Genomic DNA, 16,503 nt, shown 5'->3' with positions numbered 1-16,503 from the left:
GGATCTCCTTCTCGGTTGGGTGCCCGGCGGGCACGGTTCACGCACTGTCGATCCGGACCGCTCCCTGCGCCAGCGGTACCACCAGGGGTGTCCCGGTTTGCGGATCATCGATGACCTGCGAATACACCCCGAAAACCTGCTCGACGAGCGCGGTGGTGATGAGGTCGGCGGGCGGGCCCGCGGCGACGATCTCCCCACCGCGCATGGCGATGATGTGCGAGGCGTAGCGGGCGGCCGGATTGAGGTCGTGCAATACCGCGACGAGTGTGGTCCCGCGCCTGTTGAGGTCGACGCACAGGTCCAGCACTTCGATCTGGTGGCCGAGGTCCAGGTAGGTAGTCGGCTCGTCCAGCAGCAGGATCGGCGTCTGCTGGGCGAGCGCCATCGCGATCCACACCCGCTGGCGCTGGCCACCGGACAGCGCCTCGACCGGCCGCGTCGACAGCTCGGTCAGCCGGGTGACCCGGAGTGCGAAATCGACCGCTTCCTGGTCTTCCTCGGTCCACTGGCGGAACATCCTCTGGTACGGGAACCGCCCCCGCGAGACCAGGTCGATGATCGTGATCCCGTCCGGCGCGATCGACTGCTGCGGCAGCAATCCGACCTCTCTGGCGAACTCCTTGCCTCCGTAGCCGGTCACGTCGCGCCCGTCGAGCAGTACCGCGCCGCGCTGTGGGCGCAGCAGCCGTGACAGCGTCCGCAACAGCGTCGATTTCCCGCAGGCGTTCGGTCCGACGATCACGGTGAACGATCCGTCGGGCACCAGCACATCGAGATCGGCGAGCACCGTGCGTTCGCCGTAACCGACCCGCAGATCGGTGCCGGTGAGCCGCCCCGGAGTGTCGTCCGGCAGGGGATTGCTGGTCACGGGCGAGCCTTTCGGGACCGGGCGAGCAGGAGGAACAGCAGGTACACACCGCCCAGCGAGGTGGTGACCACGCCGACCGGCAGCTGGGTCTGCGGCGCCAGGATCGTGCGCGCCACCACCTCGCTGGAAACCAGCAGGGTGGCGCCCACCGCCGCCGAGGTCACCAGCGGGATCCCCGCGCTCGGGGTGATCCGGGCCGCCACCTGGGGCGCGACGAGCGCCACGAAGGCGATCGGCCCGGCGATCGCGGTGGTCGCCGCCGCGAAGCCGACGCCGATCACCAGCAACATCATCTGGGTGCGTTCGGTGTCGACGCCCTTGCTCGCCGCCGAATCCGTCCCCAGTTCGAACATGCGCATCCGGGGCGCGATCACGACCAACGCCGGGACCAGGACGGCCAGCGTCACGAACACGGGCACCGTATCGGCCATGGTGAGATCCCGCAGATTTCCCATACCCCAGGCCGCCGCCGCCCCGGCGTTCTGCGCATCGGCGGTGGCGACCAGGTAGCCGTTGAACGACAGCAGCATGGCCGACACGCCGATACCGACGATGATGAACCGGAGGTTCCCCGTCCCGCCGCGCATTCCGAGGAAATAGACCACCAGTGCGGTGAGCAGGCAGCCGAGCAGGGCGCCGACCGTCGCACCACCCGTACCGAGCCCGAAGACCAGCATCGCGACCAAGGCGCCGGTATTGGCACCGGTGGTGAAGCCGATGATGTCCGGACTGCCGAGCGGATTGCGGGTGAGGGTCTGGAAGATGGCTCCCGACAGCGCCAGCGAGGCGCCGCCGAGAATCGCGGTGATCACCACCGGCAGCCAGTCGGCGACGTGATCGGCGGGCCTGCCGCCGATCTGCCCGGTGAGCACCTCGAGGACTTCGACGAACCCCAGGCCGGGTGTGCTCGTGGTGCTCGCCCCCAGCGATACGACCCCGACCACCGCGGTGATCAGGACGAACGCGACCGTGATCGCCACCGAGACGATATCGACACGCAGGCTCAGCCCGAGGCGGGGCACCCGGACGAATCGCACCCGCCGGGGCCAGCGGGCGGTGGCCGGCGCGGCGCCGGTCACCATTGCGCACCCTTCTCACGCCGGGCCAGCCAGATCAGCACCGGCGCCCCGAGGAACGCGGTCACCATCCCCACCGGCAGTTCACTCGCGGTCGCGACACGGGCCACCAGATCGGAACCCACCAGCACGATCGGCCCCACCACCAGGCACAACGGGATCATCCAGCGGTGATCCGGCCCGATGGTCATCCGCACCGCGTGCGGGACCATCAAGCCCACGAAACTGAGCGGCCCGACCGCCGCGGTGGCCGCGCCGCACAGCACCGTGACCTCCACGAAACCGACGCCGCGCACCGCGGTCACCGGTACGCCGAGCGCGTTGGCGCGATCGTCACCGAGCGCGAGCGCGTTGAGATACCCCGCCAGCGCGACCGCACCGATCACTCCGATCAGCACCAGCGGCCAGGTGGCCGACAACTGCGGCCAGCCGCGACCGTCGAGGGTGCCGATCAGCAGCCCCCGGATGGCGTCGAAGGTTTTCGGGTGAATCATCGTCAGGCCGAATGCCAGTCCGCTGAGCATGGAGGCGATCGCGACGCCGGTCAGCACGAGTTGGGCCGGACTCGCCCCGCCGACCCCGCGGGAGCCGACGAAGTACACCAGGATCGAGGCGGCGAACGCGCCGCCCAGCGACCACCAGAGCAGTCCGGCGCCCGCGGCGCCCGCGACGACGGAGCCGAGCACCATGGCGAAGTACGCACCGGAGTTCACACCGAGAATGCCGGGGTCGGCCAGGGGGTTACGGGTCATGCCCTGCATCACCGCACCGGCCACCCCGAGGGCGGCGCCCACCAGCGCCGCCAGCAGTGTGCGGGGTATTCGCTGCTCCCGGATGACACCGAGGGTGGTGGCGGTGCCGTCATCGAACAACGCCCGCCAGGCCTCGTTCACCGTGAAATCGCCGCTGCCCACGAAAAGCCCTCCGGCCAGCAGTACGACCAGGACAACCACCAGGACCAGAAGGACGACGGTCCGCGGCGGCGCCGTCCGCGGACGGGTCGTGGTCGCTGGGGGCACTGCGGTAGTCCTCGATTCGTCCGGCGTCGTTCGATGGCTGCGAAGTAGCGGCACGGCCGCGACTTAGTTTAGCCTCGGGTTACCTGAGGGTGTCGGCGCCTCGCTGACCGGATCCCGGCACGCACCGGCGGGCGGCGGTCACCGGTCGAACCACCCTGTGCGACCGCGACCCTCAGCGTCCCGCCGCGGTGAGCCGGTAGTCCGCTTCGAGCAGCATCCAGCCGCTCAGCTGCACCGATAGATCGCGGCTCAGATTCGCCGAGGCCACCGCCGAGGAATCGGTGAACTGGGGCAGTGTTCCCGGCTGCTCCGGCACCGTGACATCGCGGGTCCAGTCGGCGCCGAACAGCGGCAGCCCGTCGACTTCCGCGCGGTGGTTCCAGGCCGCGCGCGCCGACGCGTGCACGATATCGGCCGCGGTGGTATCCCCCAGTTCCACGGCCGCGACCGCAAGATAGCGCGCGAGGATGCCCATGAACAGCCCGGCATCGTCGTCAGCGGCCGCGCAGATCACGCCCCGGTCCGTGAGCCGGGCCTCGGTCGCGGCGATCAGCGCGCGGACGCGGCGGCGGTATGCGGATTCACCGGTGCGCACGGCGAGTTCGGTATCCAGCCCGATGGCGACCCCCTGGCAGTAGGTGTGAACGGTCCGGTCCACCCGGCCACCGGGTTCGTGGACGCCGTCGAGGATCAGGCCGCTGCCGGGATCGCGCAACCGGGTGTGCAGGAAATCGGCGAGTTCGCGGGCACGCGGCAGTTCGCCCAGCCGGGCCAGCGCGATTCCGGCCGGACCGTTGGCCGGCGTGTTGTAGTAGTCGTCTCCGAATCGCCAGGGCAGCGCGCCGATACCGGGATTCCGGCCGGCCATCAGGGCGGCCCGCAGGTCTCCCACCGCACTGCCGAACCGGACGCCGAGCAGCCGGTCGGCCCGTTCCAGCGACAGCGCCAGCCACGCCATATCGTCGTAGTACCGATTCGTCCAGCCGGTCAGGTTGCGGGCACGGATCCCGCGGGCGAGCGCGGTGACCCGGTCGACCCGTTCCGGAGTACGGGCCCGGTCCGCGGCGTCCACCGCGCAGTCGAGCAGATGAGCCTGCCACCAGTAGTGCCATTGCGCGAACGACTGTTCGGGCAGTGAGCGGGGCCAGGTGAGCGCGCCCAGCCGCATCCCGGGCATACCCCACACGGCCCGCACATGCCGGGAGACGATCGCCTGCTCGGCCAGATCCGCTCGTTGCCCGCACTGCATGGGACCCGCGGTGGCGGTGCGGGTGATCGGGGCCGCCGCCATCGGCTGGGCCAGCGCGGTGAGGGCGACGCCGGCGCCGGCGGCGAACAACACGGTGCGCCGGCCGATCCCCGCGTTCCGGCGATCCATCCGCTCGGACTCCCCTTGCTGAACAACGATCCTCGGCGGCGGCGAACCGGACAGCGCGAGTCTATCCCGCGCCGGCCGTACCGGCACGGCGCCGGAATCCACCGTGATCGAGGCCACCGGCGCCCCGGCCGGCGAATATCCGAACGGCCCGGGCGACGGCATCCGACACACCGCGATTCGGCTTGACCTGGAGTGCTCTCCAACTCATAGCCTGGCGATATGCGATTCGCGTTCAAGACCTCCCCGCAGGAAACCACCTGGGCCGATATGCTCGCCGTCTGGCGGGCCGCCGACGAGATCGATATCTACGAATCCGGCTGGACGTTCGACCACTTCTACCCGATCTTCTCCGACTCCACCGGCCCCTGCCTCGAAGGCTGGACCACCCTCACCGCACTCGCGCAGGCCACCGAACGACTGCGTCTGGGCACGATGGTGACCGGTGTGCACTATCGCCATCCCGCGGTGCTGGCCAATATGGCCGCCGCGCTCGACATCATCTCCGGCGGGCGGCTCGAACTCGGGATCGGCGCGGGCTGGAACGAGGAGGAATCCGGGGCCTACGGGATCGAGTTGGGCACGGTCACCGAACGGATGGACCGTTTCGAGGAGGCCTGCCAGGTGCTGATCGGCCTGCTGAGCCAGGAGACCACCGATTTCGACGGCACCTTCTATCAGCTGAAGGACGCGCGCAACGAACCCAAGGGCCCGCAGCGCCCGCACCCTCCGATCTGCATCGGCGGCAACGGCGAGAAGCGCACCCTCCGGATCACCGCGCGCTACGCCCAGCACTGGAATTTCGTCAACGGAACCCCCGAGGAGTTCATCCGTAAGCGTGATGTGCTGGCGGCGCACTGCGCCGATATCGGCCGCGATCCGAAGGAGATCACGCTCTCGGCCCAGACCCGGATGGACCCCTCGCTCGGTTACGGGGCGGTCGTCGACTGGGCGGCCACCCTGGGCGACGCGGGCCTGGATCTCGCGATCATCTATCTCCCGACACCGCACGACCCGGCCGTCCTGGAACCGCTGGCCGAGGCGATCCGCGATTCCGGGCTCGTCTCCGGCCGGTAACCGGCACGACGGATACCCGGCTCGAAGGCGATCGAATCAGCGGCCGGGGGTCCGTAGCATTACCGGATGAGTACTTATGTGACGACGAACCCGACCACAGGTACTACGGAACACGAATTCCCCGGACTGTCCGACGACCGGATTTCCGAAATCGCCGACAGCGCGGCCGCGGGTTTCCAGGTGTGGCGGCAGGTACCGGTGACCGAACGCGCCGCCGCGCTCGCGCGGACCGCGGATCTGTACGAGCGGCGATCGGCCGAATTGGCCGCGGCGATCACCCGGGAAATGGGAAAACCGGCGCAGCAGGCCGCCGGCGAGGTACAACTCGCCGCGGATATCTATCGCTGGTACGCCGAGCACGGCCCCGCATTGCTGGAGCCCGAGCGGCTCGACCCCCAGGGGGCCGACGAATCGCTGGTCCAGACTCTGCCGATCGGCCCGCTGGTCGGAGTGATGCCCTGGAACTATCCCTACTATCAGGTCGCCCGTTTCGCGGCGCCGAATCTGCTGCTGGGAAATACGATTATTCTCAAGCACGCGTCGATCTGCGCCGCCTCGTCGAATCTCATGGCGGAGGCGTTGCACGACGCGGGGATTCCCGGCGACGTGTATATCAACGTGTACGCGAGTTCCGATCAGATCGCCGCTTTCCTGGCACATCCGGCCATTCGCGGAGTATCGCTCACGGGTAGCGAACGGGCCGGCGCCGCGGTCGCGGCGGAGGCCGCCAAGAATGTGAAGAAATCCGTTCTCGAACTCGGCGGCTCCGACCCTTTCATCCTGCTGGACACCGACGATATGGCCGAAACGGTGCGCACGGCCGCCCGGGCCCGGCTGTCGAATGCGGGCCAAGCCTGCAATTCACCGAAACGATTCATCGTGCTGGACGAACTCTACGACGATTTCGTGCGCGGACTGGTGAGCGAATTCGACCGCGCGGTGGTCGGCGATCCGGCCGATCCCGCCACCGAAGTCGGGCCGCTGTCCTCGGTTTCCGCGCGTGACACCGTCGCCCGGCAGATCGATACCGCGGTGCGGCAGGGCGCGACACTGCGTACGGGCGGCTCACCGGTGGAGGGCGACGGGGCGTTCCTGCGGCCCGCCGTCCTCACCGATATCACCCCGGAGATGGACGCCTACTCCGAGGAGATCTTCGGTCCGGCCGCGATGGTCTACCGGGTCTCCTCCGCCGACGAGGCGGTACGGCTGGCCAACGATGTCGATTTCGGGTTGAGCGGTTCGGTCTGGAGCGCCGATCCCCGGCACGCGGCCGAGGTCGCCGATCGGCTCGAGGTCGGGATGACCTATATCAACGAACACGGAACGACCTTGCCCGGCCTGCCCTTCGGCGGTGTCAAACAATCCGGCTACGGACGGGAACTGGGACGCTGGGGTATGGGCGAATTCGTCAACACCCGCCTCCGGCGCACCGCGAGCAGATAACCGTCCGGGCCTCGGGAACCGCTGTGACACGCGCGGTCCCGAGGCCCGGCCGGTGGCCGCCGAGCCGGCCGGAACCGGTTCAGCGGCGGGCGCGGCGCCAGTTCCACGACCGGCCCCCGGCGCCCGAGCGGGTCCCGAATCCCGCGAGATGCAGGGCGACGAGCAAGAGTCCGACGATGATGAGGGTGCCACCGTTGACCGAGTCACCCAGAGTGGCGTCGGCCAGATCGAGGATGAGCGCGAGACCGAACACGACGGCGGCGGCTGTGGCGAGCATATGAACCTCCTGGAGTTCCAGCGGAAGCCGTGACCTCCGAGCGAGGTCATCGAGTTCCTGTGTCGCGCATACCCGCAAACCGGGCCGACTCACAACGAGGGACCCGATCGCGTTTCACAACCATCCGGTCCGCACGCGGCCGCATCGCGAACGTATCGATTCCACAAACCCGAATTCGCAACATAGCCATGGATTATGTTGCCGTGTTACCGTCGAGAGGCTTTCGCGAGAAGGCAACCGCCCGGTATGTGACGGAGGCGTGATGACGACCGATACCGCGGAACCGGTCCGCGCCCGACCTGTCGGCCCGGATACCGGCCGGCCCAGTGTGCCCCGCGCCTACGACTACAGCCTGGGCGGCAAGGACAACTACGCGGTCGACCGGTTCGCCTTCGACTCGATCCGGCGAATCGCACCGCGCCAGGGCGATGTTCACCGGATGAACCGCCGCTGGCTCGCCCGTGCGGTCCGGCTACTGGCCGAGAGTGCGGGGATCGGGCAGTTCCTCGACCTCGGCGCGGGGATGCCGACCCGCGATCCGCTGCATATCGTCGCGCAGGAGTGCGGGCGCAGCGAGGTGAAATTCGTCTATGCCGACCACGACCCGCTCTGCGTCGCCCACGGGCGGGCCATGCTGGAGCGCAACGAGAACACCCGTTACCTCCCGGGCGATCTCATCGATGCCGAAGCCGTCCTGGCGACGGCCGGCCGCCACCTCGATATGCGCCGTCCCGTCGCCGTCGTATTCGGCGCCGTCCTGCACCACCTCGACGAGCGCGACGATCCGGCCGGAGTCGTGGCCCGCTACACCGAACTCCTGCCGGCCGGGTCCTATGTGGCGATCAGCCACTACTGCGATCCCGGTCCCGCCTATCCGGATCTGCACGAACTGGCCCGCGACCTCGAATACGCCCACACCGAAACCGGTTTGGGCCCGGTGCGGTACCGCAGCCCCGAACAGATCCGGGAACTCTTCGGCGCGCTCGATATTCTCGAGCCGGGACTGACCGCACTGGACGAGTGGTGGCCGCACGGACCACCCACCCGCACCGGATCCGCGGAGGAGCGGCTCACCCTCGGCGGGCTCGGCCGGATTCCGCGGCGCGGGCCGGGCCGGGTTCTTCCCCTGCGGAGCCGATAGGGACCACCGAAAACGAACCGGCCCGGATCGCGGTTTCCGCGATCCGGGCCGGTTGCGTCGCGTTGTCGCCGTCAGGCGGCCGGCGCGGGCGCGTTGATCCGGTTGAAGTACTCGACGGCGACGGCGATACCGGCGACGCCGCCCACGGTCACCAGACCCGCCGCGGCGCCCAGCGGGGCGCCGACGGCCGCACCGGTGAGGCAGCCACCGATCCAGCCGGGGATGGCCAGGAACGGCGTGCCGACGATCGCGCCCAGCACGCAGCCGCCGCCGAGGCCGATCAGGGTGCCGATGAGGGTGCCGATGCTGGTCGCGAGACCGAACTGAGTGCTGGCGTTGGAGACCGCGTCGTCGACCTGCTCCTGCGAGGCGACATCGTGCAGCATCGGAGCGGGCGTGGCGGCCGCCGGATCGACGCTCGGCGTCAGGGCGACCTCGTTCGCACCGGACTGCACGACCCCGATCGGATACTGAAGACCGTCGCGAAGATAGCTCAGCGGGAATCCAGCAACCACATTGTCGAGATTGTCGCGAATCTGGAGCATGTTGTCCTCGGTGGTCAGCGATCCGGCGTCGGTGCGGATGATCACGGATTTATCAACCACGTCGGCCGTGTAGTGGATATCCGGATTCTCGACCGCCGCGGGCTGCGCGTAGGACGTACCGGCGCCGATACCCATAGCCGCAATGACCAGTGCAGATACTGCGGCCATCTTCTTGAAATTCATACCTTCAGCACTTTCATCAGTAGATGCGTCACCACCATCCGGCACGCGGGAACTCGAGGCACCCGTCAGTAGACTGACCCAATATAGTTACGCCTTTGTTACCGAAACAACAGCGATCCACATAACAAGATCGAATAAGGTAATCGGTCAGCAAACGCGCCCAGCAAATCCGCCGCTCGGAAAGCGGAAAAAGTCGATCCGGTCCTTTGCTGTGAGATGTATTACCGCGACATCCACCGACCGGGCCTCGCTCTCGGCCGCGGCCCGGATGAAGGGAAGCGACGATGCCCACGCCACCGCAGAGCGAGCCCTGGCCGGCCCTTCGAGTGGACGACTGGACGGCCACCCGTGACACGCTGCATATGTGGACCCAGATCATCGGCAAGATCCGGCTGGCCCGGGCTCCGATGGTCAACCACTGGTGGCAGGTCCCGCTCTACGTCACCGCTCGCGGATTGACGACCTCCGCGATTCCCTACGGCGACGATGTGTTCGATATCGAGTTCGACTTCGTCGAGCACGAGCTGCTCATCCGGGCCGGCGGCGGCGATCGGCGCCGGATCGCGCTCGAGCCGGTGACCGTGGCCGCGTTCTACGCCGAGGTCATGGCGGCGCTGCACGCCCTGGACATCCATATCGACATCCTGGCCAGACCGGTCGAGGTCGCCCGCGCCGTACCGTTCGCCGAGGATATCGAGCACAACACCTACGACCCCGGCCACGCCCATGCCTTCTGGCGTCAGCTGGTGCACGCCGACCGTATCCTCAACGAGTTCCGCGGCCGGTTCACCGGGAAAACGAGTCCGGTGCATTTCTTCTGGGGCGCCATGGACCTCGCCTGCACCCGGTTCTCGGGGCGTAGCGCACCGGCGCACCCCGGCGGCGCGCCGAATTGCGCGGACTGGGTCATGGTCGAGGGTTATTCCCACGAATTGGCCAGCGCCGGTTTCTGGCCCGGCGGCTCGGCCGAGGGCAGTTTCTACGCCTACGCCTATCCGGAACCGGCCGGGTACGCGGACGCACCGGTCGGGTCACCGGCCCGCTACGACCGCGATATCCACGAATTCCTGCTGCCCTACCAGGCCGTGCGCACCGCCGCGGATCCCGACGCGATGGTGCTGGAGTTTCTGCAGACCACCTACGAGGCCGCGGCCGACGCCGCCCGCTGGGACCGCGAGCACCTCGAACAGGCTCCCCCACCCGTCCGCGACCGGCCCCGGCAGCAGCCGTGAACCGGGCGGACACCGTCGACTTCTCCGCGGTCCGCTGGGGTTCGGTGGAGTGGACCAACCTCTGCACGCTGTACCTGCGGGCCTGCGACGGTCGTTCCCCGCGGCCGATTCTCGGGGATACGGCGGCGGTCGAGGCGGTGGGCCGGATCGACTACGACTGGCCGCGGATCCGCCGTGCGCTGCGCCCGGGGATCAATCAATGGCTGGTCGCGCTGCGGGCCTCCCGGTTCGACACCTGGTCGGCCGATTTCCTCGGGCGCCACCCGGACGCCTCGGTACTGCACCTCGGCTGCGGAATGGACACCCGGGCCTTCCGGCTGCACCCGCCGCGCGGGGTCCGCTGGTTCGATATCGACCTGCCCGAGGTCATCGCGCTGCGGCGCCGGCTCTACGAGGACCGGGACAACTACCGGATGATCGGCGCCTCGGTGACCGACAGCTCCTGGCCGGCCGGGATTCCCGGCGACCGCCCCGTACTCGTCGTCGCCGAGGGACTGCTCATGTATCTGCGTGAACCGCAGGTCCGGACCCTGTTGCAGCGCGTGACCGACCGGTTTCCCACCGGCGAGCTACTCTTCGACACCCTGACACCGAGCGGTCCGCGGTTCTCGAAGATCTTCACCAAGGGCATCATCACCTGGGGAATTCGCGACGCGCGGGAGCTGGAGAGGTGGAACCCGCGGTTGCGATTCCTCGAGGCCACCCCGGGGTTCGCCGGTTGCGCGCGGATTCCCACCACCCCGCTGGGGCTGCTGTACCGGCTGGTGTGCGCGACACCGGCCCGGCGATACGACATGCTGAACCGCTTCGCGTTCTGAACCGGGAGCGTGAACGACAGCACGCGGTGAACGGCTACAGCCGACGCGCCCGCGACGATGGGCGCCACCGATACTCAGCCGATCGGCAGACCGCTGATGATCGGAAGGAAACCCCAGTCCATGATGCGCGCGGCATCGGCTGTCGCGGCGTCGAGATCGTGGGGTGAACTGTTGAGCACCACGCCGATGAGCCGCTGCCCGCCCCGCGCGGCCTCGAACAGCACGCAGGTACCGGCGGCATTCGTGGATCCGGTTTTGATTCCGGTGGTTCCGGCGTAGTCGCGGAGCAGCCCGTTCGTGTTCTCCCAGACATGGTCGTGGGTCGCGGGCCCGGCGGGCTGGTGATAGACCGGCGTGCCGACGATCTCCCGGAACACCGGATTCGCCATCGCGTGGCGGCCGAGCCGGATCAGTTCGGCAGGGGTGGAGTAGGTGGAGTAGTCGTCGGGGACGGGGAGCCCGCTGGCGTCGGTGAAATGGGTGTTCGGCATGCCCAGCCGCTGCGCGGTGGCGTTCATCTCGGCGATGAAGCCGTCCTGACCGGGACCGAACGCCTCCGCAAGGGCGTAGGCGGCATCACAGCCGGACGGCAGCATCATCGCGTACAACAGCTGGCGGGCGGTGAGCACTTCACCCGGAGCCAGTCCGGCATTGCTTCCGCCGTAGGCGGCCGCGGCGTCGATGGCCCGCTCCGACACCGTGACCGGACGGTCGAGATCGCCGGATTCGAGCACCACCACCGCCGTCATGACCTTGGTGATACTGGCGATGGGGAGCCGCGTATCGGGCTGCCGGGACCACACGACCAGGCCGGTGCCGGCCTCGGCGAGCGCCGCGGCCGGGGCCCGCACTCCGTCCGGTTGCAGGCTCAGGGGGAACGGCAGCTGAGCCGAGCTGCCCGGAACCGGGGCAGCCGCGGCGGTGGGAGCGAAGACGACGGCTACTGCGGCCACAGCCGCCAGCAGCGCACGCGCAGAGGTTCGCATCGTCATATTGTGTGGCCCCACCTGGTCGAACAGCGGGATTTCCGATCGGCGGAGTCGTCTGCCGATGCGCGGTCCCCGGGCCCGGCCCCGGTTGCCCGGCCCCGGCGACGATGAGTTTCACGGCGACGTCCGGTCTGTATGGGCAGACGCGATCACCCGCACCGAGGAGACACCATGACAGCCACCTACACCTTCGACGTGTTCGCCAGTCTCGACGGCTTCGGCGCCGCCGGCGGCGACTGGACCGGCTACTGGGGTAAGCAGGGTCCGGAACTGCTCGACCACCGCTACGCCCTCTACGAAGGGAAACAGCGGATGGTCTTCGGAGCCACCACCTACCGCGCGTTCGCGCGGATGCTGGCCGAGGCCGGCGAGGATTCCGACGTACGGGACCCGTGGGTCACCCGGATGCGGAACCTGCCGGCGACGGTGGTGTCGACCACGCTGTCCGAACCCCTCGACTGGCCGGATGCGACCGTGGCGAAGGGTGACGCCGTCGAGATCGTGGCCCGGCTGAAGGAGGAGTCCGACGTGCCGTTGCGCTCGCACGGCAGTCTGTCGATGAACCGGGCGCTGATGGCCGCCGGTCTGGTCGACCGGGTCCAGGTGACGGTGTTCCCGGTGATCACCGGGAACACCGGCCTCGAGCCGATCTTCCAGGGCGCGGCCGATTTCGATCTCGAACTGCTGGAGAGCCGGACACTGGACGGCCATATCCAGGAGCTCGTCTACCGGCCGACCCGGCACGGCTGAGGCCGCCGCCTCAGCGTCGGGCGGGTTCGTCGATCAGTTCGGACGGGGCCTCCCCCGACGCCACGGAGGCGACGGCGGCCAGTTCCTCGCCGACCGATTCACGGCCGGGGTCCGCGGCCCCTGCGCCCCCGCTCGTCTCCGCCCGGCCGCTGTCGGTGAACAGCGAGAAGAGCGCGCCCAGCACACAGCAGATCAAGGCGAAGGTGAACGCGGCGGTGAGACCGTCGGAGAACGGGTCGCTGATCAGGTGCGGGAAGAATTCCAGCCCGGTCAGATGGTCGATACTGGACTGCGACAGCCCCTGCAGCGCGTCACCGCCGACCTGCTGGATGGGGTTGTAGCCGAGGAACGCCGCGAACAGGATCGCGACCGTGGGCAGCTGAGACATGGACTGAGCGGGCCCGTCGGCCATCCCGCCCGTGGTCAGGCCGTCGAACATCGCCGCCGGCAGGTGGGCGCTCAGCCCGGCGATCATCAGTGAGAAGAACAGGCCGATCGACAGCACCTGGGCGGCGTTCTGGAAGGTGGTCATCATCCCGGCGCCCGATCCGCGGGAGGTGACCGGGAGCGAATTCATCACCAGGGCGCGGTTCGGCGACGAGAACAGGCCCATGCCGATCCCGTTGACCAGCAGGACGAGCGCGAACACCCAGTAGTCGAAGTCGACCGGTAGCGCGATCAGGGCGGCGAAGGTGGCCGCGGTGATCAGCAGTCCGCTGGTGGTGAACCGCTTGGCGCCCAGCCGGTCCGACAGCGCCCCGGACAGCGGGGCGCTGAGCAGGAAGCCGACCGTCATGGGCAGCATGTAGATACCGGCCCACAGCGGGGTGCGGGAGTAGTCGTAGCCGTGCTGCGGCAACCAGATGCCCTGTAACCAGATGATGAGAATGAACTGCAGGCCGCCGCGGCCGATCGACCCCATCAGATTGGCCGCGTTACCGAACGCGAACGAGCGGTTCCGGAACAGCGACAACTCGAACAGCGGGCTCTCGACCTTCGTTTCGATGTAGACGAAGGCGCCGAGCACGAGGACGCCGCCGATCATCGCGGCCAGTACCCACGGATTCGACCATCCCATATCGGAGCTGCCGTAGGGCTGGATGCCGTAGGTGATACCCACCAGGATCGCGACGAGACCGACCGCGAAGGTCACATTGCCCCACCAGTCCATCTTCGCCCGCTTGCGGACGCCGGTATCGCGCAGTTTCAGATAGGCCCACACCGTGCCGACGACCCCGAACGGCACCGAGACCAGGAATATGTAGTGCCACTGGATGGGAGCCAGGACACCGCCGACGAGCAGGCCCAGGAACGAACCGGCGATGGCCGCGACCCCGTTGATACCCATGGCGAGTCCACGCTGGTGGGCGGGGAACGCGTCGGTGAGAATGGCCGAGCTGTTGGCCATCAGGAAGGCGCCGCCCACCCCCTGCACGACCCGCCAGGCGATCAGCCAGATCGCCGCCTCGGAACCGTCGAACCAGGTGACGGCCAGGAAGATGGACGAGACGGTGAAGATGGCGAAGCCCATGTTGTACATCCGGGCCCGGCCGAACATATCTCCCAGACGGCCGAAACTGACCACCAGCACGGCGGTGACGACGAGGAATCCCATCATCATCCACAGCAGATAGCTGGTGTTCCCCGATTCCAGCGGGTTCAGGCCGATGCCCTTGAAGATATCCGGCAGTGCGATCAGCACGATGGACGAGTTGATCGTGGCGATCAGCATGCCGAGGGTGGTGTTGGACAGCGCGATCCATTTGTAGTGCGGTCCGGGATCCGCGGAGTCCGCACCGGGTTCCCGGGTGGTGAGCGTGGTCATGAACAGTCCTCTGAGCAGGTGGTCCGGGCGGATGCCGGAGTGCGCGACGCGGCGGTGTGTCGCGGGCTAGGTCGTTGCGAGCGCGTCGGCCAGGATCATCACTCCCCGGCCGACCGCCGCGCGGTCGTCCGGGTCGAGGCCGTCGAGGGCGTCGGCGAGCAATTGCGCGCGCCTGGTCCGCGAATCGGCGATCAGGCCGGTACCGGCCGGAGTCGGATTCAGCAGGCGAGCGCGCCCGTCGTCGGGGTCGGGGGTTCGCTCGACGAACCCACGCTCCTCGAGGGCGGCCACGATCCGCGACATCGTCGGCGCGGAGACCGATTCCCGCTCGGCCAGGGCGGACAGCCGGATCGGGGCGTGATTGATGACGGTCCACAGCGCCGAGGCGAGACCCGCACTCAGATTCCGGCTCTGACCACGGGTGCGCAGCGTCCGGTTTATCCGGATGAGCAGGTGGTACAGGTTCGCCACCTCGGCGAGCGTCCCGGGCTCATCGGCTGCGGATATGCCCTCCATCACGCCCAGCTTTCGTCTATTCGATCCGCGGCGGCCGGCAGCCGCACCGGGTCAATTAGTTGCTTCCGCTAAGTAACCTTAGCGCATCGGGCGGCGCGCCGCAGGATCGGACACCGCCGCTCACGGCCCGGAGCCGAGGGGACGCGGATATCGAGAGTCCGGCCGTCGCGCGGACCTATGATCGTCGGAGACGCTATTCGCCTGCACAGTAAGGGAATTCGGATGAGTGACGACCACACGGACGTGGACCCCTCCAAGCCCAGCATCGCGCGGGTCTACGACTATCTTCTCGGCGGGAAGGACAACTACGAGGCCGACCGGGTGGTCGGCGACTACTTCCTCCGAGACCTCCCCGGTTCGGTCACCATCGCCCACGCCAACCGGCAGGCGCTGGTCCGCGCCGTCGGCGATATGGCCGGTGACGGCATAGCCCAATTCCTCGACTTCGGCAGTGGGCTACCGACGGCCGACAACGTCCACCAGGTCGCCCGGCGGCACGACCCCGGCGCCCGGGTGGTCTACATCGACAACGACCCGGTCGTCCTCGCCCACGGCCGGGCCCTGCTGGAAAGCGACGACCGCACCGCCGTCGTCCGGGCCGATCTCCGCACGCCCGAGGACATCCTGCCCGCCGCCCCCGTCCAGCGGCTGATCGACTTCGGCGAACCCGTCGGGGTGATCTTCAGCGCCGTCCTGCACCACCTCAACGACGACGAGAACCCGCGCGAGCTGGTGCGCTGGTGGGTCGACCGGCTGCCCGCGGGCAGCCGGGTCTACATATCCCACTTCCGTTCCGGCGACAACGCCGAAACCGAGGCGGCCGAGCGGAAACTGCAGCAGACCTTCGGCCGCGGACGCTGGCGCACCGATGCCGAGATCCTCGCCCTCTTCGGCGACGACCTCGAAATCCTGCCCCCGGGCCTCACCTACTGCTCACAGTGGCGGCAGGCGCCGACTCCGGTGGATATGGCCACCGTCGGCGCCGACGACCGGGAACCCACCGTATGGGAGCAGCTCATCGCCTGCGCACTGGCCCGCACACCGTAGACCGGCCGGCGCCGCGGGTGTCAGGCCAGAGCGAGGAAGAGTTTCTCCAGATCCTCCTGGGTGAGCGGTTCCCGATCCGCGTCACCGTCGTCACCGAGGCATTCGCGCAATCCGGTGGCGATGATCTTGAACCCGGCCCGGTCCAGCGCCCGGGAAACCGCCGCGAGCTGGGTGACCACATCCTTGCAGTCACGGCCCTGCTCGATCATCGAGATCACTCCGGACAGCTGACCGTGCGCGCGGCGCAGCCGGTTCAGCACCTGGGCGATCGCGTCTTCGTCGCCGACCATGATCGGGCTCCCTTCTCCGGTCTGTCCGCCAA

General features: G+C 68.5%; 17 protein-coding genes. 7 read left to right on the top strand and 10 right to left on the bottom strand.

Going from position 1 to position 16,503, the window contains the following annotated elements:
* Nucleotides 1–37: 37 nt before the first annotated feature.
* From ACZ6SF_RS29520 to ACZ6SF_RS29505, 4 genes are all read right to left on the bottom strand, one after another.
* Nucleotides 38–868, bottom strand: coding sequence for an ABC transporter ATP-binding protein (locus tag ACZ6SF_RS29520; RefSeq protein WP_466066477.1), 831 nt, complete (start codon nucleotides 866–868; stop codon nucleotides 38–40).
* Nucleotides 865–1,950 (bottom strand): FecCD family ABC transporter permease, encoded by a 1,086-nt coding sequence (locus tag ACZ6SF_RS29515; RefSeq protein ID WP_466066475.1) that lies wholly within the window; start codon nucleotides 1,948–1,950, stop codon nucleotides 865–867. Before ACZ6SF_RS29515 ends, ACZ6SF_RS29520 begins: the two co-directional genes overlap by 4 nt.
* Nucleotides 1,944–2,963: a FecCD family ABC transporter permease gene (locus ACZ6SF_RS29510; protein ID WP_466066473.1), complete on the bottom strand. Its 1,020-nt coding sequence runs from the start codon at nucleotides 2,961–2,963 to the stop codon at nucleotides 1,944–1,946. The genes ACZ6SF_RS29515 and ACZ6SF_RS29510 overlap by 7 nt, the downstream gene beginning before the upstream one ends.
* Nucleotides 2,964–3,135: 172 nt before the next feature.
* The gene (locus ACZ6SF_RS29505) at nucleotides 3,136–4,341 is read right to left on the bottom strand and encodes a glycoside hydrolase family 76 protein (protein WP_466066472.1); all 1,206 of its coding nucleotides are present in this window, start codon (nucleotides 4,339–4,341) and stop codon (nucleotides 3,136–3,138) included.
* 219 nt (nucleotides 4,342–4,560) lie between these two features.
* On the opposite strand from ACZ6SF_RS29505, the gene ACZ6SF_RS29500 reads away from it, so the two are divergent.
* Nucleotides 4,561–5,415, top strand: a complete 855-nt coding sequence (locus tag ACZ6SF_RS29500) for an LLM class F420-dependent oxidoreductase (RefSeq protein WP_466066470.1) — start codon at nucleotides 4,561–4,563, stop codon at nucleotides 5,413–5,415.
* A 66-nt stretch (nucleotides 5,416–5,481) separates the two neighbouring features.
* On the top strand, nucleotides 5,482–6,858 hold the full coding sequence (locus ACZ6SF_RS29495; RefSeq protein WP_466066468.1) for an NAD-dependent succinate-semialdehyde dehydrogenase: 1,377 nt from the start codon (nucleotides 5,482–5,484) through the stop codon (nucleotides 6,856–6,858).
* Nucleotides 6,859–6,937: 79 nt separating this feature from the next.
* Here ACZ6SF_RS29495 and ACZ6SF_RS29490 read toward each other — a convergent pair whose 3' ends face one another.
* Nucleotides 6,938–7,135 carry a hypothetical protein gene (locus tag ACZ6SF_RS29490; protein WP_450000257.1) on the bottom strand — a complete coding sequence of 66 codons (198 nt, stop codon included), beginning with the start codon at nucleotides 7,133–7,135 and terminating at the stop codon, nucleotides 6,938–6,940.
* Nucleotides 7,136–7,397: 262 nt separating this feature from the next.
* Here ACZ6SF_RS29490 and ACZ6SF_RS29485 point away from each other — a divergent pair, with 262 nt between their 5' ends.
* Nucleotides 7,398–8,276: an SAM-dependent methyltransferase gene (locus ACZ6SF_RS29485; RefSeq protein WP_466066466.1), complete on the top strand. Its 879-nt coding sequence runs from the start codon at nucleotides 7,398–7,400 to the stop codon at nucleotides 8,274–8,276.
* A 71-nt stretch (nucleotides 8,277–8,347) separates the two neighbouring features.
* On the opposite strand, the gene ACZ6SF_RS29480 is transcribed toward ACZ6SF_RS29485, so the two are convergent.
* Entirely contained in the window at nucleotides 8,348–9,049 is a 702-nt protein-coding gene (locus tag ACZ6SF_RS29480; protein ID WP_466066465.1) for a DUF8020 domain-containing protein, read from the bottom strand.
* Nucleotides 9,050–9,288: 239 nt separating this feature from the next.
* Here ACZ6SF_RS29480 and ACZ6SF_RS29475 point away from each other — a divergent pair, with 239 nt between their 5' ends.
* Nucleotides 9,289–10,236, top strand: coding sequence for a DUF5996 family protein (locus ACZ6SF_RS29475; RefSeq protein WP_466066463.1), 948 nt, complete (start codon nucleotides 9,289–9,291; stop codon nucleotides 10,234–10,236).
* Entirely contained in the window at nucleotides 10,233–11,054 is an 822-nt protein-coding gene (locus ACZ6SF_RS29470) for a class I SAM-dependent methyltransferase (RefSeq protein ID WP_466066461.1), read from the top strand. Before ACZ6SF_RS29475 ends, ACZ6SF_RS29470 begins: the two co-directional genes overlap by 4 nt.
* A 74-nt stretch (nucleotides 11,055–11,128) precedes the next feature.
* Here the strand turns inward: ACZ6SF_RS29470 and ACZ6SF_RS29465 are convergent, their stop codons facing one another.
* Nucleotides 11,129–12,040, bottom strand: a complete 912-nt coding sequence (locus ACZ6SF_RS29465) for a D-alanyl-D-alanine carboxypeptidase family protein (RefSeq protein WP_466066460.1) — start codon at nucleotides 12,038–12,040, stop codon at nucleotides 11,129–11,131.
* A 174-nt stretch (nucleotides 12,041–12,214) separates the two neighbouring features.
* Here ACZ6SF_RS29465 and ACZ6SF_RS29460 point away from each other — a divergent pair, with 174 nt between their 5' ends.
* Nucleotides 12,215–12,793, top strand: a complete 579-nt coding sequence (locus tag ACZ6SF_RS29460) for a dihydrofolate reductase family protein (protein ID WP_466066458.1) — start codon at nucleotides 12,215–12,217, stop codon at nucleotides 12,791–12,793.
* 10 nt (nucleotides 12,794–12,803) lie between these two features.
* On the opposite strand, the gene ACZ6SF_RS29455 is transcribed toward ACZ6SF_RS29460, so the two are convergent.
* Both ACZ6SF_RS29455 and ACZ6SF_RS29450 read right to left on the bottom strand, forming a co-directional pair.
* Nucleotides 12,804–14,618, bottom strand: a complete 1,815-nt coding sequence (locus ACZ6SF_RS29455; protein ID WP_466066456.1) for an MFS transporter — start codon at nucleotides 14,616–14,618, stop codon at nucleotides 12,804–12,806.
* Nucleotides 14,619–14,684: 66 nt separating this feature from the next.
* Nucleotides 14,685–15,134, bottom strand: coding sequence for a MarR family winged helix-turn-helix transcriptional regulator (locus tag ACZ6SF_RS29450; protein WP_466066454.1), 450 nt, complete (start codon nucleotides 15,132–15,134; stop codon nucleotides 14,685–14,687).
* 222 nt (nucleotides 15,135–15,356) lie between these two features.
* On the opposite strand from ACZ6SF_RS29450, the gene ACZ6SF_RS29445 reads away from it, so the two are divergent.
* Nucleotides 15,357–16,181, top strand: coding sequence for an SAM-dependent methyltransferase (locus ACZ6SF_RS29445; protein WP_466066452.1), 825 nt, complete (start codon nucleotides 15,357–15,359; stop codon nucleotides 16,179–16,181).
* A gap of 20 nt (nucleotides 16,182–16,201) precedes the next feature.
* On the opposite strand, the gene ACZ6SF_RS29440 is transcribed toward ACZ6SF_RS29445, so the two are convergent.
* Nucleotides 16,202–16,471 carry a metal-sensitive transcriptional regulator gene (locus ACZ6SF_RS29440; protein ID WP_466066450.1) on the bottom strand — a complete coding sequence of 90 codons (270 nt, stop codon included), beginning with the start codon at nucleotides 16,469–16,471 and terminating at the stop codon, nucleotides 16,202–16,204.
* Nucleotides 16,472–16,503: the final 32 nt, after the last annotated feature.

This window comes from Nocardia sp. NPDC049935 (assembly GCF_055586645.1).
Note: the sequence above shows the minus strand (reverse complement) of the source record. Positions and strands in the feature narration are given on the sequence as shown.